The sequence below is a fragment of the Bacillus methanolicus genome, assembly GCF_028888695.1.
GTDB classification, from domain to species: domain Bacteria; phylum Bacillota; class Bacilli; order Bacillales; family Cytobacillaceae; genus Bacillus_Z; species Bacillus_Z methanolicus_B.
Genome location: NZ_PNFF01000001.1, coordinates 895104 through 913650, shown reverse-complemented (window position 1 = coordinate 913650; position 18547 = coordinate 895104). Strand labels below are relative to the sequence as shown.

General features: G+C 38.3%; 19 protein-coding genes. 4 read left to right on the top strand and 15 right to left on the bottom strand.

All coding sequences use genetic code 11. The features are described from left to right. Nucleotides 1–115 precede the first annotated feature (115 nt). Nucleotides 116–325, top strand: a complete 210-nt coding sequence (locus C0966_RS04655) for a hypothetical protein (RefSeq protein WP_274854036.1) — start codon at nt 116–118, stop codon at nt 323–325. 537 nt (nt 326–862) lie between these two features. Here the strand turns inward: C0966_RS04655 and C0966_RS04650 are convergent. Continuing rightward, the gene (locus tag C0966_RS04650) at nt 863–2143 is read right to left on the bottom strand and encodes an IS110 family transposase (RefSeq protein ID WP_274854009.1); all 1281 of its coding nucleotides are present in this window, start codon (nt 2141–2143) and stop codon (nt 863–865) included. 265 nt (nt 2144–2408) lie between these two features. Here C0966_RS04650 and tnpA point away from each other — a divergent pair, with 265 nt between their 5' ends. The 3 genes from tnpA to tnpC all read left to right on the top strand — a co-directional run bounded on the left by tnpA (nt 2409) and on the right by tnpC (nt 4739). Further along, nucleotides 2409–2726, top strand: a complete 318-nt coding sequence (tnpA, locus tag C0966_RS04645) for an IS66 family insertion sequence element accessory protein TnpA (protein WP_274854035.1) — start codon at nt 2409–2411, stop codon at nt 2724–2726. Beyond that, nucleotides 2720–3076, top strand: coding sequence for an IS66 family insertion sequence element accessory protein TnpB (gene tnpB, locus C0966_RS04640; protein WP_274854034.1), 357 nt, complete (start codon nt 2720–2722; stop codon nt 3074–3076). The genes tnpA and tnpB overlap by 7 nt, the downstream gene beginning before the upstream one ends. Before the next feature lie 79 nt (nt 3077–3155). After that, complete coding sequence (tnpC, locus tag C0966_RS04635) at nt 3156–4739, top strand: IS66 family transposase (RefSeq protein WP_274854033.1); 1584 nt, start codon at nt 3156–3158, stop codon at nt 4737–4739. A 37-nt stretch (nt 4740–4776) separates the two neighbouring features. Here tnpC and C0966_RS04630 read toward each other — a convergent pair whose 3' ends face one another. The 14 genes from C0966_RS04630 to C0966_RS04565 form a co-directional block, all read right to left on the bottom strand. Further along, entirely contained in the window at nt 4777–5406 is a 630-nt protein-coding gene (locus tag C0966_RS04630) for an NUMOD3 domain-containing DNA-binding protein (RefSeq protein ID WP_274854032.1), read from the bottom strand. Beyond that, nucleotides 5406–9122 (bottom strand): hypothetical protein, encoded by a 3717-nt coding sequence (locus C0966_RS04625; RefSeq protein WP_274854031.1) that lies wholly within the window; start codon nt 9120–9122, stop codon nt 5406–5408. The genes C0966_RS04630 and C0966_RS04625 overlap by 1 nt, the downstream gene beginning before the upstream one ends. Nucleotides 9123–9135: 13 nt before the next feature. Beyond that, on the bottom strand, nt 9136–9939 hold the full coding sequence (locus C0966_RS04620) for a phage tail family protein (RefSeq protein ID WP_274854030.1): 804 nt from the start codon (nt 9937–9939) through the stop codon (nt 9136–9138). After that, entirely contained in the window at nt 9936–12608 is a 2673-nt protein-coding gene (locus C0966_RS04615) for a phage tail tape measure protein (RefSeq protein ID WP_274854029.1), read from the bottom strand. Before C0966_RS04615 ends, C0966_RS04620 begins: the two co-directional genes overlap by 4 nt. An 11-nt stretch (nt 12609–12619) precedes the next feature. Further along, nucleotides 12620–12760 carry a hypothetical protein gene (locus C0966_RS04610; RefSeq protein ID WP_274854028.1) on the bottom strand — a complete coding sequence of 47 codons (141 nt, stop codon included), beginning with the start codon at nt 12758–12760 and terminating at the stop codon, nt 12620–12622. Between the two features lie 14 nt (nt 12761–12774). Continuing rightward, nucleotides 12775–13068: a phage tail assembly chaperone G gene (gene gpG / locus C0966_RS04605; protein WP_274854027.1), complete on the bottom strand. Its 294-nt coding sequence runs from the start codon at nt 13066–13068 to the stop codon at nt 12775–12777. A 75-nt stretch (nt 13069–13143) separates the two neighbouring features. Then, on the bottom strand, nt 13144–14025 hold the full coding sequence (locus tag C0966_RS04600; protein WP_274854026.1) for a major tail protein: 882 nt from the start codon (nt 14023–14025) through the stop codon (nt 13144–13146). Between the two features lie 15 nt (nt 14026–14040). Then, nucleotides 14041–14361, bottom strand: a complete 321-nt coding sequence (gene gp17, locus C0966_RS04595; protein WP_274854025.1) for a tail completion protein gp17 — start codon at nt 14359–14361, stop codon at nt 14041–14043. After that, complete coding sequence (locus C0966_RS04590) at nt 14358–14717, bottom strand: HK97-gp10 family putative phage morphogenesis protein (RefSeq protein ID WP_274854024.1); 360 nt, start codon at nt 14715–14717, stop codon at nt 14358–14360. The genes gp17 and C0966_RS04590 overlap by 4 nt, the downstream gene beginning before the upstream one ends. Then, nucleotides 14717–15052, bottom strand: a complete 336-nt coding sequence (locus tag C0966_RS04585) for a phage head closure protein (protein WP_274854023.1) — start codon at nt 15050–15052, stop codon at nt 14717–14719. The genes C0966_RS04590 and C0966_RS04585 overlap by 1 nt, the downstream gene beginning before the upstream one ends. Beyond that, nucleotides 15033–15305: a head-tail connector protein gene (locus C0966_RS04580; protein WP_274854022.1), complete on the bottom strand. Its 273-nt coding sequence runs from the start codon at nt 15303–15305 to the stop codon at nt 15033–15035. Before C0966_RS04580 ends, C0966_RS04585 begins: the two co-directional genes overlap by 20 nt. Nucleotides 15306–15320: 15 nt before the next feature. After that, nucleotides 15321–16433 carry a phage major capsid protein gene (locus tag C0966_RS04575; RefSeq protein ID WP_274854021.1) on the bottom strand — a complete coding sequence of 371 codons (1113 nt, stop codon included), beginning with the start codon at nt 16431–16433 and terminating at the stop codon, nt 15321–15323. A 33-nt stretch (nt 16434–16466) separates the two neighbouring features. Beyond that, complete coding sequence (locus tag C0966_RS04570) at nt 16467–17171, bottom strand: head maturation protease, ClpP-related (protein ID WP_274854020.1); 705 nt, start codon at nt 17169–17171, stop codon at nt 16467–16469. Then, nucleotides 17158–18372 (bottom strand): phage portal protein, encoded by a 1215-nt coding sequence (locus C0966_RS04565; RefSeq protein ID WP_274854019.1) that lies wholly within the window; start codon nt 18370–18372, stop codon nt 17158–17160. Before C0966_RS04565 ends, C0966_RS04570 begins: the two co-directional genes overlap by 14 nt. Nucleotides 18373–18547: the final 175 nt, after the last annotated feature.

Below are 18547 nucleotides of genomic sequence, written 5' to 3'. Positions count from 1 at the left end.
CAATCCGTTCAATCAGCGTCAAATCAATACAGTCAATCAGATTTCGCTCAATCTCCGTAATGGATTCCGTTTGTCCTTTACGGTTTTATTATAGTCGAAGGTAATCGAAAAAACAATGTCGCATGGTCGGCGTTATTTTTTATGGAAAAATGCTATCGTCCAGACATCAATATTATTCGAAATGCTATCATTGCCGCCTGAAGTTGATAGAGAGGAATTTATAAATAAGTCGTTTACCATTTCATCAACAGGAGAACAGAAAACAGTTGATGAAATAACTGTAAGGGAACAAAATGTTCTTACATTACATCATACTTTTACCTAAAAGAAGACAATTATTGAAATATTGATAATACGTCATTCTGATTCTTTTTGTTCCTCCATTTTTAATTCATAATACAATTCTCTAAATGCTTTCGCCATTAACTCAACAACCCTATTTTTTGCCTCCCTCTATATACTTTAAAATTCTCCCGAATACTCACGTTTTCTCTAAATTTCATTAACACCTAATAGTTGATCCACCGAAAATCATGGTTATAAATTGAATTTATTTAAATTTCTTACAGATGGGGGGCCATTCTACCAACCAAACTGGTATTGTTTGGTAATAACAGTTATGACCGTGCGCAAAATCTCCACTCATCTCACGGTCGCTAACCCTCCCATGTATCACCGGATTGGGATCCATACATTCCTTCGTCCTGCGTATCCATGAGGTGGAGGTCGGATAAGCTCCTCAGCTGGGTCATAAGCCCGTATGGTAAAAATAAACTCCGACTCGGCACTATTGGTGTTTGTCTTTAGAAATACTTGAAGTATTCGATAGTAATTTGATTAACAAATTGGTTAATAAATCGGTTTAAGCAACTTGTAATGTAATTTGAGGCAAGCCTTGCAATAATTTTGAACCATCAAATTCACACTGTTTTTGACCAATGACAAATAAGACACGTAATAGCTTACAACACAAAGCGATGAGAGACTGTTGCTTTTTTAAAGGCCTTTCAGATCGTTTTGTATAGTATTGATGTAAAGCTTTAAAAGTTGGATTATGGGCAACGAGTGGCCGAATCGCTAGGTACAGAGCTTTACGCAGCCTGCTTCGTCCCCGTTTCGTTATTCTGGTTTGTCCTTTAAATTTTCCAGAACTATGCTCACGTAATGAAAGGCCTGCCAGATTAACTAATTGCTGAGGGTGACTGTACTTTGTGAGATCACCCACTTCAGCGAAGAATAGAGCGACTGTTGTAACACCTAACCCAGAAATATTCATCATTTGCTTAGCACCTGGGATCGTTTCTACAAGAGCTTCTAGCTCCTGATCCAACTCTTCCAACTGCGTTTGATAAAGCTCATATTGGTCAATCAGATATTCCATTTCACGTTTGGCAAACTGAATCCCGATTTGAATTCCAATGCTCTTTTTGGCCGTTTCCACTAGTTTCGTTGCTCGCTTCATTCCAACTCCTCGTTGTACAAATGGCTTCCACTTTGAGAGAATCTCTTCAGGTGTCATTTCTTTAATTTGAGAAGGAAATGGAAACAGTTTTAGCGTGCAAAGAGCTGCTTTTCCTTCCCAATCCCCGAAAACATCGAAAAACTCCGGAAAATAACGTTGAATCAAATTTTGAATACGTCCTTCTGTGATGGCAAGCTGTTGAGTGAGCTGATCTCTTATTTTGACGCCTTCTCTTAGTTCCGCGTAAATGCCGTCTAAGAGATTTGGTACGGAGTATCGGCCGTCTTTAATCAGCTGTGCAATCACTCTGGCGTCTTTTGTATCGTTTTTTGTTGGAGAGTTGTCATCAAGCTCTTTGCTTTTCTTTACATGCATCGGATTGACTAGCACAAAGTCATAGCCCTTTGCGGTAAGAAAATAAGCGAGATTTAACCAGTAAGGCCCGGTTGGTTCAACCCCAAAAATCACATGGTTCTTATCATTTTCTTTTTGGTGTCGATTCACCCAATCTAAAAGCATTTGGAAACCATGTATGCGATTTTCAAAGATCAAGCGTTTTCCAAATTCAATTCCTCGATCGTCTTGTGCCCGTGCCACGTGTTTGTCTTTGGCAATATCAATGCCGATTATTAATGTTGATGGTGTGATTTGCGAGATTTTTCGATTTTGAGTATAATTCATTATTGAGTCCTCCTTGGCAACTTATTAATTCGGGGTCAATGTATTGACACCCTGTACTATACCAAGAGGGCTCTTTTTGTTTCAAACCTCAAATTTCTTCATTACAGGAATGCTCCTCAAGAGTCATATCTTTACTAGCTGGAAAAGTTGAAGAGACTGTACTTTTAATGCCACTATAATAGTAACCGTAAAATAGTTCCCACCTATTAACCTAGATGACACTTTGAGATAATCTCCTCAAATCAATATTTGAGGAGGTTTTTTGATGTCAAAAGCAGAATTGCGAAAAGAATGGGAACTTCGGATCGCCGATTTTAGGAATAGTGGACAGACCCAATCCAAATGGTGTGCAGACAATAATGTGAAACTTCATCAATTAAAATATTGGCTTAGAAAAATTGAAAACACGAATCGGATCTCAACACCGTCATCTAAATGGGTTTCAGTCACAATGGATGAACAATATAGCGAATCAAAAAACACCATACAGATTACTATAGGGCAAGCATCCATAGAGGTGAAACCAGGCTTCGACCCATCTTTCCTTGCGGATGTCGTAAGGACGTTGAGGTCGCTATGTTAAACGAAACCATGATCACGAATGTTTATCTCGCTCGAGGGAGCACAGACTTGCGCAAATCCATTGATGGCCTGGCTGCGTTGGTGAAAGAGGGTTTCGATTTAGATCCCTTTTCGCCTAGCTACTTTGTCTTTTGCAATCGCAATCGGGATAAACTGAAAATCCTTCATTGGGAGCACAACGGCTTCTGGCTCTATTATAGACGTTTAGAACAAGGAAAATTTCAATGGCCAACGGAAGAAAGTGATGCACCGCTAAAAATAAGCCGCCGCCAGCTTCGTTGGTTGCTTGATGGGCTTCCGCTTGAACAGCGCCAGGCTCATCCTGAAGTCACCGCAAGGACAGTTATCTAAAAAACATATTCTTTAAAATTTTTTATTTGCACACTCATTTTTAAAAGGAATGAATCATCATTTGTCGAATAGATAAAGTATGAAAAAGACAACGAAAACACTCACCCAACCAACTGAATATTTTCAAAAGCGTTGTGAATCTCTTGAAAAGCAAGTGGCTGAACTTACTGCGAAACTGAAATGGTATGAGGAGCAGTTTCGCCTCAGCCAAAAAAGACGATTTGGCTCTTCAAGTGAAAAAACACATGCCGATCAATTAGAGCTTTCGCTCTTTAATGAAGCAGAGGTAGAAGCAGCCTCCGTTTTAGAGGAGCCTGCTTCTGAAACCATTACCTACCGTCGTCGTAAAAAACGTGGTCAACGTGAATCGATGCTGGAAGACCTGCCTACGGAAACGGTTGAATACCGTCTTTCCGCAGAAGAGCAGGTTTGTTCGTGTTGCGGTGGATCTTTACATGAAATGAGCACGGAAGTGCGTCAAGAAATCAAAGTCATTCCGGCTGAAGTAAAAGTGGTAAAGCATGTCCGTTATGTCTACGCCTGCCGCCGTTGTGAACATGAGGAGATCAATACCCCAATTGTGACAGCGTCTATGCCGGAGCCTGTCTATCCGGGCAGCTTAGCTTCCCCTTCAAGCATGGCGTATGTGATGTGCCAAAAATATGTGGAAGGGCTGCCTCTTTATCGACAAGAAAAGCAGTTTGAACGACTTGGGTTTACTTTATCCCGGCAGACAATGGCGAACTGGATGATCTATGGCGCAGATCAGTGGCTGCGTTTAATTTATGATCGGATGAAGGATCATTTACTCAAACAGGATATTCTCCATGCGGATGAAACCACTTTACAGGTGCTCCATGAACCGGGCCGAAAGGCCACATCCACTTCGTATATGTGGCTTTATCGCACAGGAAGAGAAGGTCCGCCGATTACTCTTTATGATTACCAACAGACACGGGGAAAGGAACATCCTCGCAAGTTTCTGAATGGTTTCAAGGGCTACCTTCATGTGGACGGCTACTCGGGTTATCAAGGGCTTCCTCATGTAACCCTGGTCGGTTGTTGGGCGCATGCAAGGCGCAAGTTTGATGAGGCCTTAAAGGCTCTGCCGGCTTCAAAGCAACCAGCTCCGGTAGCTGCCAAGGAAGGGCTCGATTTTTGTAACCGACTTTTTGCGATAGAGCGTGACTTAAAGGATTCAACCCCTGAAGAACGCTATCAAAGTCGTTTGGAACGCAGCCAGCCAGTGCTGGAGGCTTTTTCAGCATGGCTTAAAACTCAACAACCAAAAGTTCTCCCAAAAAGCGCCCTAGGCCAAGCAATCCAATATTGCCTGAACCAATGGGATAAATTAGTGGGCTTTTTAAAAGATGGCCGTTTAGAAATCGATAATAACCGCAGCGAACGTTCGATCAAGCCATTTGTCATTGGCCGGAAAAATTGGCTGTTTGCCAATACCACCCGAGGCGCTAGGGCCAGTGCGACAATATACAGTTTGATTGAGACAGCTAAAGAGAATAACTTAAATCCATTTACCTATCTCACTTATCTCTTTGAGAAATTACCAAACATGGATACCAAAGATAAAGATGCCTTGGATCAATTAATGCCTTGGTCATCAACCATCCCCTTAGTTTGTCGAGTGTTTAAAAAGAATACCTAAATCATAACGAAATCCCCATCTATTTTTTAGGTGGGGATTATTTGACGCTTACAAAGATATCATCAATTGCTTGGTGAAACTTCGTCACTTTTCTTTTTAGTTTTGCTTCTTTTTTCATTAGAATACCCTTATTCCATCCACCTCTATTACCAAAAGGCATTTCTTCACCTTTCTTACCATACCAATAACTTTTCTCACCTTTTAAACTCTCTGATAATTTTCTTTTATGTTCTTCAGTAAGTTTCTTTCCTCTTTTTGCTTCACTAATTTTTCTTATTGTTTCTTCTGAATGTTTTCTACCGTACATTGGATTATTTTCTTTTTTAGACATTCTTTCTTTTGCTTTTTGTGATATTTTTTGTTTAATTTCTTCTGATAATTTACCACCTAATCCACCTGTATGGATATTGTATCCGTTAGGGGATAATGTATTATAATATCTTATAGCTAATCTTTCTAAAATACTTGCATCTTCAAAAGTTACACATGTTGTCAATTCTTCAATAATGAAATTATTTTTTCCATATTTTTTAATAGCTAAATAAATAGCACTGTTATAGTTTTTACTACAACAGTGCTGAGAAAATCTTTCTTCTAATGACTGCTTAGTCAATCCTATGTACATTTTTCCATTAACCAAATTTGTAATTTTATATATTCTATACATTATAGACCACCAGCCTTAAGGCGAGCTAAAATGTCTATAATATATTTTGTATTAATGGAAATTTGTGTTGCATTATCTGATACTTTTGCAACCATATCATCAACGACTGATTTAAGACTCGAATTGTAAGTTGCGATTATACTTAATACATTTGTTGTGAAATTATATTTATCTAATAAAACATAAGTTACATAATAATCTTTTGTTGTATCAACCGTATTAATTAATTGAGGCAACGTCTGACCATTACTTGAATATGTAGTAAATGGTTCAGGAGTCATTTCTTTATATACTCCTAATATTTTTGCTGATTTTTTAGATGTCGTTCCTTGTTTTGTAGATGTGTTGAATGTAACTTTTTCACGTCTAATAATCGCATTATCAACTAAAATCTGCGTAGCCCCATTCACGACCAAATCGCCTTCGACCTTATCAGTTACAACAACCGTTTGCGGTGTCGCTAACACATACGATAACTTATATGGCGTAAATCCCGGAGCCATATTCGCTGACACGTACGCAAGTGTATTCGTTGAAGGTGCACTTCCGTCAACTAACGATGCCCAGCTGTTCACTGTGACACCATAGTTGTAACTGATACGGAAATACAACGGTGATGTGCTTAAATTCGTCAATACGGCTTTTGTTCCCGAAATACCAATCTTGAAATCGGTATTTTCAACGGATGGCGACCATGTTGAGTTGTCCGTTGATTTTTCAACGACTATATTTCGATATGCCCCGCTTTGAGCGAATGTGTATGTTCCACTTGGAGCAAGTTGTCCTGTCAATTCGTTTGTAACGGCTGTTCCTGTTGTATATCCATTTGCTTTCCATCCGTTGAAATACGCTTGAACTTCTTGGGCAGATGGTTTGTAGTGTTCGCCCCAACCACTGTCGGTGTCGGAGATGGCAATATATAAATCCCCTGAATCTTTTGAACCTACTGTAAATTGGTCTGCTTGATTAATAATCGCAGATCGAGAAACTATTGCGCCGTTATATTTAGTGACAATGATTGGATAACTATCATTCCAACTAAACGGATTGAACGTTCCACTTACCCAATACTGAATAATTTTACATCCTACACGATCCTCATTAAACATCCATGACAACGAGCCTGTAAGTTGTACATCTTTCTCAATCCACTTCAATACCTTCCAATCACCATTCTCTCTGAATAAAATATCTTTTTTATCGCCTATTTGACCGAGTTTGACTTCGGCAAACAAATAGCTTGGATTGCGTGGGGTAAATGGTTTTGCTGTTGATCCGAGTGTGAGCATCGGGTTCGTGAAGGTAAATGTGCCAGATGTATTGTTATTAGCGATTACCCTCAAACGAGTAGTAGCTGCGTTGGTTGTGAAAGATAATGTTTGAGCACTTGAAACATTTCGATTTACAACTATATTTCCATATGCATCAAATTCATCAATTTCAAATAACGCATTATGACTCATAGTGAAGTAGTATGCGGTTGAAGGTTTGACCTTTATATCGACAAAGCTAGACTGCCATGCCCCTGTCGCATTCAACTCCAACTTATACGGCTCTCTTACAACCGCATTCGCATGTAAATTCCACTCCGTAAACGGCGGTAACAAGTTCTCGCCTTCCGCAATCACATACGGATTTTGAACGTGTTGAACCGACTCAACCATCGGATAACGGCGCATTACTTCGTTTTCATCCCACGTTGTTAGGATGTTCGGATATTCCGTTGTCGCATCGACTTCGTATAGTGGGAAACGTGGATTCCATAGTTGCGCATTTTGTGCAAGTTCGATTTCGAGTTCAACGTAATCTGTATAGATAGTTGACGCTGTTGTACCGTCTGATGGGTCGGCATAGGCTAAGAAGTGGACGAAACCGTTTGAACCAATACGGTCAGTAATTGATGCACCACTAATTGTGAATGTCAATTGTGTCACGCTGCCATTTGTGTGATTGACCGTATCCACCCACGCTGATGTCGTGTTGTTATACACCGCAAGGCTCGCTTTGTTGCCTGTCGGGCTAGTGCCGTATCCGTGCCAGCGAATTGTGAGTGCGTTGATGTTATTCTTCAACCACGCCACTTTCCCCGCCGTATCTGGAGCAGGAATTTTCCCTACGTTGCGCTCGATGGCTTCGATGAGGTTGAAGGAGAAAAGGTGTTGACGAATATAACCATTTATATTATTTGAATCTGATGCAGATATTCCATTTTGTTTGGAAATGTCATTGTATTGTGATTGTGAACGTTCTGACCAAATCGATGTATTCCCTATATCACTAGGTGAACCTAATGAAGAACCAGCTCTACCATGAAACAAATGCGGATTCTCTACCGTACTTCCCGACACTTTATTTTCAAAATTCGATACACGAATCAAAATTGGCTTTTCAGCTTTTCCTTGAAATTTTGCAACACCTGCGTATGTTGTACCATCGCTGAATTTGATTTTTGATTTTTTGTCGGAAAGGACATAATACTTTGCTGGATCAAGCACGTTTTGTGATACGTTGACGAGTGTGCGCCCTTCGATTCGGATGTCTAACGGACTGTTTTGTGATGCGTTGATGATGTTGAGTCCTTGACCGATGGTGGCGGATTGTTTATTCTGCTTGGATAATTCATTGTTTAAAATTCCAATTTTATTTGAAGTATCATTTAAACGTTCTTGTAATGTTTGATAAACTACACTATTTACAGTATCATTTTTTGCATTAGACAATTCAGTTGATAATGTACTGATTGCACTTGATGTCCATTGTTCTACAAACTTCCACTGTGTTCCATCCCACCGATAAAACTTTCCGTTATCTAATGTCTGTACTGTATCTCCTAAATTCGGATTTGGATATGTTGTTGCGATATCATCGAATGTATTAACTGGGTTTAATCGATTAATCTTGTTTTCATTACCGACTTGTTTTGCGTAATCCCCCTGTGCTTTAGCGTAGTCGCCTTGTTGTTGTGCGTATGTGGCTTGTGTGGTTGCGTTTGAGGCTGCATTATTGGCTGCTGTTGCGGCATTATTTGCACTCGTAGCAGCGTTATTTGCATTTGTAGCTGCATTATTAGCGTTAGTTGTTGCAGTATTTGCGTTATTAGCTGCATTATTAGCACTTGTTGCTGCTTCATTTGCCGCTTGCGTGGCGTCTATAGTATCACTTTTCAATTGTGAAAGATTACTTGCTTCTGTTGCAGCAAGTTCTGCTTTTTCTTGAGCATAGTCTCCTTGCGTTTGAGCGTAGTTCCCTTGTTCCATAGCAAAATTGGTCGCTTCGTTTGTACCATCCACCAATTCTTCCACTTCAATAAACAATTCTTGAAGAAGAGTTAGATTTTCATTATCTTCATAAATTGTATCTGTTCCGATTGATTCAGATAAATATACCTTAAACCGTTTGGTGGAAATTCTATATAGATTATCCTGACTAAAGAACTGCAATTCCAATTCCCCATAGCCGGACACTTCCATTTCTTCTTGCCCGATTTCGTATAAAACCTTATTCCCCTCAGCAGTTAATAATCGAGAAATAACCTTATCATCAGGACGTTTATAGTTAACTACAATTCTCCCAATATTACTTAAATCAGCATTAGCTCCATTATCTTTCACAAGAAATTCAAGTACATTCGTGTCCTGCTGGATGAACTGCGGTAAAGGAATCATAGTCGGTTGTTTTAAATCAATGTTTATCGTTTGCTTATTTTGTGTTTCCAAACAACACCACCTCCTAAATATAGTAGAAACGGAAATCAAATGAAATTTCGTAAGGATCTAAAGCTCCAACAATTTCAAAATCATTCCAACCCTGATTCAATGTGATAAGCTTTCGATTCGTTTTTCCGAAAATAGAAAATCCGTTCTTAAAAGAACGGATGCCGTCTAAAGTAATAATGTCATTTGAATTAGTTGTACCATTGTATTGCCATTCATCGTTTGTGGTTAGATTACGAATGGTTAAATTGTTTGAAGCTCCTTTAAATTCGATTCTTAAAGGATATTCTCTTGGATCAACAGCGACATCACCATCATTCCATACAGAAAAAACATTTTCTTGGAAGATGTACTGAACATTTTCATGAGTAGATACTTGTAAATAACCATCTAAATAATAAGGATACAATGTGCTACCGATGGATTCCGCATATGGAGACGGCGAGAGGAACGAGATTTCAAAAGTCGCTGTTCTAGGATTGATTCTATCCAGTGTGAATTTGGATACAGTTCTTACTTTCCATCTTTTTGATGGTTGACGACTTTCGAGAATATAGAAATAAGTTTTTCCATCGAAAAGTCTAAATACTTTATCTCTTAAGAAAGAAAAATCTATAATATTTTTGGCTTCTAATAAAAAAGACGCTCGCAAGGAACGTCCTTCAAAGGTGGTTTCTATATCAATGTGTCCGTCTCTACCATCAATCACTTCCGATTCTGTACGTGAGGAGAGGGAGTCGATTTCAAATTTAAGAGGTTTTAGTCCATATTGATTTAAATCGTAACGAACACCTTCTAATGTGTCTATGTATATACTCAAATCCTCACCCCCGCTGTCCTCATACTATTTGAAAACACATTTCCCATTTCCTCTGCTATTCTATGAATATCATAGTCATCTCTCACGTGAAAATTTGCTCCTTCAAACATACGTTCAAAGTTAAGTATTATTTGTTTATCCTTTGTCATTTTATTATGTGAAGAATTAGGAACTGTAAAAGATTTGATGTCTGGAATCGTTGCATTTGCCATTTTCTGCGAAATACTTTCGATATCAATAATTGAAGATTCCATACCTTTTGATAAACCCTGACCAATAAATTTCCCCATTTCAATCATGACGCGAGAAGGGGATTTTATTTTAAGAGTGTTTTTAATCGTTTTAGAAACAGTATTAGCGATATCCTGTGCTTTTTCATACAAACCCTTTGCTGCTGACGAAAGACCTCTAGTCAGACCGGAAATAATGTTTCGACCAATATCAACCATCCCGTTAGCCATTGAACCTATTGTTTGAATTGCGCCTTTTACGGTTTGTTTCGCACCTTCCCATGCACCGCGCCAATCGCCTGTCAAAATCGAAACAAACGTTTTAATCAGACCGAGAATGATGTTGATACCACCGGAAATAACACCTTTTATCGTGTTCCAAACTGCTGATGTTACGCCCTTAATAACGTTCCATGCAGCCGTAAACCCTGCTTGGATAAGAGCCATCTTGGTCTGAACGATCGCGGAAATAAATGTCATAACCACAGACATGACTTTTTGAATTTGTGCTCCGTTTTGCTGCCAAAATTGACGAATTTGTTGAAGTTTGCTAGAGAAGAAGGAAGTTACTGTAGACATGGTTGAGCGAACAACAGAGCCTATTGCAGATAGTGTTGTTGAAAAAATGTTCTTTATATGTTGCCAAACTTGTTGGACACCATTTCTAAACGCTTCGTTTTTCGAATACAACACTCCAAACGTAACACCAAGTCCCACTATGGCAGCAACAGCAATACCAATTGGTCCTGTAATAGCTGCAATTGCGGTACTGAAAACTCCTGCTATTCCTCCTGCCGATGCAATTGCTCCGGATACTGCACTAAATGCAGTTGTGAGAGCTCCAATTCCACTTGCCGCCCCACCAATCACGGCGAGTACAACACCAAACGTCGCAACTAACCCTGTAATTACTGCTGTAACTGCTGCACTAATGGCAATAAACGACTGCATTCCAGGAGATAAATTATTGAACCAATTCATAACTTTCTGTAACCCTTGAACAAGTAAATCCACTGCTGGAACAAGGGCATTTCCGATTGTTATCTGTGCTGTCTCAAACGCTCCTTTTAACTCTTCAATTCGTCCTTTTAGGTTGTTCATTTTTTCATTGGCGACATCAACCGCAGTAACTTTGCTCATCTCTGAGTACATTTTATTGATTCCGACAGCGCCTTCTTTGTACAAAATGTTTGCTGCGCGAATAGCATCAGAACCAAACATTGTATATAACGCTTGTTGGCGTTGCTCAGCGTTTAATCCTTTTAGCGATTCATGTAAAACACCTGCAATTTCCGCCATTGAACGAACATTTCCTTGAGCGTCAAAGAATGCATTAGCGCCGTCTCTGGTGACAATACCTAAATCCATCATTGTCTCATTTGCGGCTTCAGATTTCGGAATTAAATTTGATAACATCGTTTTTAATGACGTACCAGCATCCGAGCCTTTAAGACCGTTATTAGCAAACAACGATAATGCTGTAGCCGTATCTTTAAAACTCAATCCAATTCCTGACGCTACGGCTGAAACTTGAGACAATCCAAATTGTAATTCACCTACACTTGTTGCTGAAGCGTTAGCCCCACCTGCAAGAATATTGGCAGCATCATTTATTGTTAAAGCGTCATCTTTAAATGCATTAAGAGCAGTAGAAGCGATTTCAGCCGCTTGTGCCAAGTCTAATTCCCCTGCAGTCGCAAGAGATAACGCCCCTTCTAGACCACCATTAATAATATCTTCTAATGAGACACCTGCCTTGATGAGTTCTTCAATTCCCTGTGCCGCTTCTAAACCGCTGTATTTCGTTTTCGAACCCATCTCAATAGCGAGATTTTTCAATTGTTCCATTTGCTCTCCGGTTGCTCCAGAAACTGCCTTTATACTGCTCAATTGAGCCTCAAAATCCATCGATTTTTTGACAGCAAAACCAAGAGCTCCACCGATTGCTGTTGATACTGTGCCGAATGACATAGCAATTTCTTGACCAACCGATTGCATACGACCGCCAACATCCTGCATACTATTTCCTAGTCGCGACATAGAAGCTTGTATTCTTCCAGTAATACTGGATTGTCGTTCAAGCTGTGCATTCAATTCCCTTAACTCATGTTCGGTTTCCCGCATTGTAGCTAATGCACGATTATAGCGAATAAGAAGGTTCTCTGTTTCCTTGGCATCTTCGCCCTTAGTAGTTTTCATCTGCTCATATTGCCGTCTTAATTGTTCAACACGCTGACTTTGAAGGTTTAATACATTTGATAAGTATTGAGATTTCGTTCTCATACCTTCTAAGGAACTTTGAAAATCTTTATTACCGGCTACTGATGCTCTAAATTCGGATTGAAGTCCTTTTAATTTCCGGTTTATTTCTTGCATTCCCTGCGTAAAATTCGCCGCATTTAACGAAAGGTTTATTCGAAGAGCCCCAACTTCTGTCATATTCTCACCTCCTATAACACCTGATCAATAAAGCCCACTTTCGTTTCGGTTTCTTCTTCCATCAGTTCAAAATAAAAATGGATGTCCATCTCATCAATTTCATTGAGTGTCCATCCTTCTTTTAAGAGATTTCTATAAAGCTTCTTAATCATTGTGTATGGGTCTTCTACAGGTTTTTTGGGTTTGAGTCACCATTTGCCTTTCCAACGACTTCCTCTATGACATTTTTAATAGTTGGAATCATTTCACTAATTTCAATACCATCGTAAAAATCATCAACAGAAAATTCGTTATTGAAGACCTCACACACAAATCTGATTAATGTGTCCAACCCTTCTTCGTCTAAGTTGTTTAAATCCATTTTTTTATTTATTTCTAAAGCCCTTCTTAACATACGACCTTTGATAAAAGGAGTTGTAAATGATTTTTCTTTTCCTTCAATTACTAATTTAATTTGCATAAGTACCCCTCCATATAAAAAGGGCAGTCATAAGACCGCCCCAAGATTATTAAGCTACTATGTAATTTCTGTTTATTATGCTGTTGTAAACTTTCTTACTTGAGCCTGAGCTAAACTATTGCCAGCAAGGTCGCGTACACCTGTTGTTGCAATAATCCGATAGACAGTTGAAGCAGAAAGGTTCGCGCTTGGTGTAAACGTAATCGTTGTTTTGTCAGCACTTTGTGAAAGAGTACCAGAAACAACTGAACCATCACTGTCCTTAATAACCATGATGTTGGAAGTATTAACTGAATCAGGGGAGATAGCCTCACTAAATACCAATTGAACCGTTGTAGATACTGCCACACTGGTTGCATTGTTCGCAGGTGTTGTGCTAGAGAGTGTCGGCGGTGTTGTATCAGAAGAAACGTTCACGACGGCATTGAACCATGTACTTCCGGCTGTGAAACCTGCCTCGTCTTCATCACCGATGATCTGCCAACGCCCATCATTGTCGCGCTTCACAAACGTTCCCTTCAATTTTGGTGTTTGGAAACTTGGTTTATCTTCAGATGTTTTGTATTCTTGCTCTGGTGTTTCAAATCTTCCTTTAAATATCCAAACAAAACGATATTTACCATTGCTTTTTTTACTTTTAAACCCTAAAGCAACATATGGTGCAGTATCACTTACACTTTTAACTAGAATACCATTTGATATTGTGTGTCCTAACAAGGAAGCTTGAACAGAAAGAGGGATATCTTTCGCTTCAAATTCTACTTCGATTTCTCCTAAACTAGTCACTGTTTCAGATGGTCCATCATCCGCATAAAGAGTCTGTGTATCCACTTTTGGTGAAATTTTTGCATTAATCGCACCTGCAATCTTTACTGGGGATTGGTAAGCAACACCAGTTGAATCATCTTTCGTTAAAATCGCATAATAAAGATCACTTAAACCTACTTGTACAGCCATTTGTTTTACCTCCTATTATTGAACAAAATTAAACCGGAGCACCTTGTGATAAATTTTGGTGTCCGGCTCATATAAATCGGTTTCAAACGTTCGTCTGAATCCCACTGTTTTTAAACTGTCTTTTACTTGTTGAACTAGAGTTGTGTAATCTCCTTTACTCCATATATCAACTTGAATAGAATGAAGAGTATTTATTTCTTCATCATCAGCATTTAAAGCAGAGTTTTGATTGAACTCAAAGAAAGTGATATAAGTTGATGCAGTTCCTGTATAGGTTTGGAAGGAAACAGGAGCCAAAGGTTTTAAAATATTGATTATTAAAGCATTTAGACTCATAACCCTAACTCCCTCTTAATTACCTCTGACATTTTTTCCTGAACTGTTTGTTTGTTAGATTCAAAAGCAGGACCCATAAAAGGTTTAGCAGACATTTTGCTCGTACCAAATTCGAGAAAATGTCCATAAAAGGCATCTCCTTGTTGATCAACTCCTATATCAATAGAACCGTTTTTCACATCAGAAACAACAATATTTTCTTTGAGATTTCCTGTTCTTACGGGAACATTTTCTTTAATCTTATCCTTTAAAAACTCTGCACCTTCTTTTAAGGCTTTTTCTTCGATTTGAGTATCGACTTTCTGACCCAACCTTTCAATTTGTCTTAATAATTGCTCCATGCCTTCTAACTGCATTAAACTACCTCCCTTCCAATAATGGTAAGGGTTTTATTTCGTTCATTATCATTAATAATAGATAGAATTTCAAAGGATTTCTCTTTGTAAAGAATTCTCATATCCGTATCTATACCTATTGTGTTTGTGTACCTAATAACGAAAGATAAGGTATTTTTCGCGTGAGTAGTTGCCGCTTCATAAAATTCAAGAGAAGAAGTTTTATCATTCGGAGTTTTAATCATTGCCCAAACTGATTTCACATCTTGCCATTCTTGAATTGGGAAACCATTTTCATTTACACCCTCGGTAAACCGTTGGATCGAGATTCGTTTGTTAAACAGTCCCGGATTCATAGCAGTACCTCATTTGTAATAAGATGGATTCCAAACTAAATGCAAGAGTATCTCCTTGACCAATCGGCAAACGATTCTCGTATGAATGAGCAACCATCAGGTTTACCGCTAATTTGTGTAAGTCGTTTGTTTCATCAACTCTAATTCCTGTTGTATTTTTTATGTACTCTTTTGCTGCTAAAATCAGAGAAGTGAGGAAACTATCTTCCTCACTCCCGTCAATACGTAAATATTGCTTAACTTCCTCTAGCATGAGGAATCACCCCTATTATGCAGAAGTTACATCAAATTCACCGTATACATAAGCATCTTTGTCAGCTTGAATGACATCAAACTGCTCAATAACACGGATCACTGTTTGATTTTTATTGAATCCGGCATGTTCTGAAGCATCAAACTGATAAAGGTTGCGGTCTACGAAAGTAACACCGTCTTGAAGGCGGCCATAGAAAATAGGTGCTTTCTTTGTAGTTGTTCCAGTTGTCGGAAGTTCAGCATTAGAGAATACATGCACTGGAATACCCATGAACAACTTTTGAGTTGGATTAGTTGGATTTGGTTGTAATACTGGGCGACCTTGATCATCGAGTGCAGAGTCGATAAAATCAAATCCATCTTGGTTGGTGACAATTACTGCATCAACGAGCAAAGCAGGGTCAAGGTCTTTATTCAAAGACTTTTTAAGTGCTTTCCAATCCGCTAATGCTTTTGCAGTTTTATTAGATTTTAAAGCTGCAAAAATTTTGCTATTTTCAGTGCGAATTGCTTTACGGTTAAACCAACGTCCTAAATAATCAACTAAACCACCATTTTCATTTTGTAAGAGTTTATTAGAAACAGGCAATAAAGCACCATAATCTTTTACACTATAAGGCACATTGTTGAATTTAGGGTCATTTGATGTTGGAACATCTGCTCCATCAGTAAAGTTGGTTAATTCAGTTATAGTTGATGAATCTTCAAATACAAAAGAACCAGTTAGTGTATTCGTTGGATAGTAATTTACTAAATCACGAGCAGATTTGTACTCTCTACGCAATTCATTAATTCGTGTTTGAATATCTTGTGGAATAATAAGGTTTTCCCCTTGAGTGCCACCAGTTAAAAGGGCATTCTCAACATCAGTAAGCCTTTCTCCTCGTAAAGCTTTATAAAACGCTTTAATTGCATCTGCTTTGTCTTCTTTTACATTTAAAACATTCTTTACATTTTCTTTTTCTTCTTCATAAAGAGCAGCTTCAATATCAAACTCTTTCTGAAGATCTTTAATTTCATCTGTTAAAGCTTTGGCTTCATCCAATTTTTTAGCATTTAATAACTCTTTAGCAGCAGCTTTTTTGTTGTTAATTTGTTCTAATAAATCTCGCATTTTTTTGTTCATAAATTAAATCCTCCTTTAAAAATAAAATAGAGCTTAGATTAATTCCAGCTCCATTAATAATTGATTTATTTGGGTTTGTGTTTTATCTGCTTTATGTTCATTTTTAGGGTGTTGCTTAAATACATCAGGAATGCGCTGATAATTTTTAAAATAATCACTAACGCAAGCAACAGCTTCATTAGGTTCTGTAACCTCTATGTTAAAGTATTTTTCAGCTTCTAAACCATTTAGCCAAGTTTCTTCTTGTACCATTTGGCGAATCACTTCAATATCTACACCTTCTTTTATATTCTCGGCATAAACATTCATAATTCCTTCCTCAATAGCATCAAGATCATTTGCTAACTTTCTAAAATCGTTTGCGTTTCCTGAAGACCAACTCCAAGGTTTATGAATCATCAAGAAAGCGTTAGAAGGTACTATGACTCTATCACCTGCTAAAGCAATGACAGATGAAATAGAAGCAGCTAAACCATCTACATAAACAGTTTTGAAGCCTTGATGTCTTTTCAGCATGTTGTATATAGCCATACCAGCAAAAACACTACCGCCTCCGCTATTTATATAAATGTTTAAGTTTTTCCCTTCTACTCCTTTAAGAAAATCCCTAATAGCTTCCGGGTATTGATCTGTATCATCCCACGCTCCCAACCAACTACTTACAATATCACCATAAAAATAAAGATCAGCTGAATTGTCCGTTTGGTTTTTAATCTCTAGAAACTTATTCTTCACCATTCTCACCTCCTTTCGAGGTTGCTCCTGCCTTTGCTAATTGATATTCATCAGCAATATCTATAGAAATATGGTTAAGATCTACTCGATGTTTATCGCCGCCTTCTATAGCATCCATTTCTTCCAATGCTCGAACTTCATTGATATTGTAAACGCCAGAAGAGAGCATTTCCTTGTAATATTGAGCTCGGCTTTGACTATCTCCCCGTAATGCAGAGGTAAGGTTAAACTTTACGTAGAAACGTTTTTGCTCGTTAGTGGTAAATAATTTGTAGTTCATTTCTTCTTCCCAAGCAACCAATTCAGGTTGAATAGTATTCTGAATGAACTCCATAGATTGATGTTCGATATTTGAGAATGTAGAACGATCTAACTCATTGAGCATGTGCAACGGCACATTAAAAATCCGTGCTATTTCAGCAATATTAAATTTTTGCGAAGCAATAAATTCAGCATCTTTCAGAGGCATAGAAATATCCATCCATTCCATTCCAGAATCCAAAACCGCAATAGAATGAGCGTTGTCTAAACCAGAGTTAACTTCTGCCCACGATGCACGTAGTTTCTTCTTGGCTTCACCATTTAATTGTCCGAGTACTTTAATAATCCCGCGTGTGGTAGTGCCATTTTTATAAAATGTTCCTAAAAACTTTTGCGCCGCTTTCATTGTGCCAGCCGTTTCCCTTGCTACCTCAATTGGTGATTTACCGCCGGGACCATACGGAAGATAAATAATTTCCGTATGATGAAACTTTTCTTCCTTGCCTTTATCACGGTAAATAAACCATTTATCTCCTTTATCATCTTCTGCTTCGATTGTCTTTGATGGATCTAACAGAACTAACTCAGAGACATTCCCACCTTTCATAACCATACGAATATATGCCTTTCCCCATAAATTGCGATGAACGGTAATTGTGTGTTTAAATACGAAAGGTGTCATATAAGGATTGGGTCTTTTTTCCAAAAGATAAGCTACCTGATGTGTGTTTTCCCTTTCTCTCCCGGATTTTGTTTTCTTGAACACTTGTAAAGGCAACTTCGCTATAGCATTGGCTTTAATATTGACACAAGCATAAACAGCCCCGATTGTCAGAGCATTATCATTTGTAATGGTCTCACCGCTCATTGTAGGAGTAACAAAAGCGTCAAATAAAGGTTGCTCCCATGTTTGAACGCTGTTTAACAGGCTCTTAAATAGCAATGTCTATCACCTCCTTTTCGCTAATATCACTCCCAAACCTACTAAAATTAATCCTAAAAAGTAGTTTCCAGCAAAAACATTAATCAAGTAAGTCGTATAAACTAGTAAAAACAAGCCTGAAACAATAAAAAAATCCTCCAAAAACAACTTTAGAAGATAAAAAAAGTTTTTCATT

Bases quoted from the DNA above. Each gene is read 5' to 3' on its own strand.
- C0966_RS04600 (WP_274854026.1), bottom strand. From the start codon at position 14,025: ATGGCTGTACAAGTAGGTTTAAGTGATCTTTATTATGCGATTTTAACG.
- gp17 (WP_274854025.1), bottom strand. From the start codon at position 14,361: ATGAGTCTAAATGCTTTAATAATCAATATTTTAAAACCTTTGGCTCCT.
- C0966_RS04650 (WP_274854009.1), bottom strand. From the start codon at position 2,143: ATGAATTATACTCAAAATCGAAAAATCTCGCAAATCACACCATCAACA.
- gpG (WP_274854027.1), bottom strand. From the start codon at position 13,068: ATGCAAATTAAATTAGTAATTGAAGGAAAAGAAAAATCATTTACAACT.
- tnpA (WP_274854035.1), top strand. From the start codon at position 2,409: ATGTCAAAAGCAGAATTGCGAAAAGAATGGGAACTTCGGATCGCCGAT.
- tnpB (WP_274854034.1), top strand. From the start codon at position 2,720: ATGTTAAACGAAACCATGATCACGAATGTTTATCTCGCTCGAGGGAGC.
- C0966_RS04580 (WP_274854022.1), bottom strand. From the start codon at position 15,305: ATGCTAGAGGAAGTTAAGCAATATTTACGTATTGACGGGAGTGAGGAA.
- C0966_RS04615 (WP_274854029.1), bottom strand. From the start codon at position 12,608: ATGACAGAAGTTGGGGCTCTTCGAATAAACCTTTCGTTAAATGCGGCG.
- C0966_RS04655 (WP_274854036.1), top strand. From the start codon at position 116: ATGTCGCATGGTCGGCGTTATTTTTTATGGAAAAATGCTATCGTCCAG.
- tnpC (WP_274854033.1), top strand. From the start codon at position 3,156: ATGAAAAAGACAACGAAAACACTCACCCAACCAACTGAATATTTTCAA.
- C0966_RS04590 (WP_274854024.1), bottom strand. From the start codon at position 14,717: ATGCAGTTAGAAGGCATGGAGCAATTATTAAGACAAATTGAAAGGTTG.
- C0966_RS04585 (WP_274854023.1), bottom strand. From the start codon at position 15,052: ATGAATCCGGGACTGTTTAACAAACGAATCTCGATCCAACGGTTTACC.
- C0966_RS04610 (WP_274854028.1), bottom strand. From the start codon at position 12,760: ATGATTAAGAAGCTTTATAGAAATCTCTTAAAAGAAGGATGGACACTC.
- C0966_RS04575 (WP_274854021.1), bottom strand. From the start codon at position 16,433: ATGAACAAAAAAATGCGAGATTTATTAGAACAAATTAACAACAAAAAA.
- C0966_RS04630 (WP_274854032.1), bottom strand. From the start codon at position 5,406: ATGTATAGAATATATAAAATTACAAATTTGGTTAATGGAAAAATGTAC.
- C0966_RS04570 (WP_274854020.1), bottom strand. From the start codon at position 17,171: ATGGTGAAGAATAAGTTTCTAGAGATTAAAAACCAAACGGACAATTCA.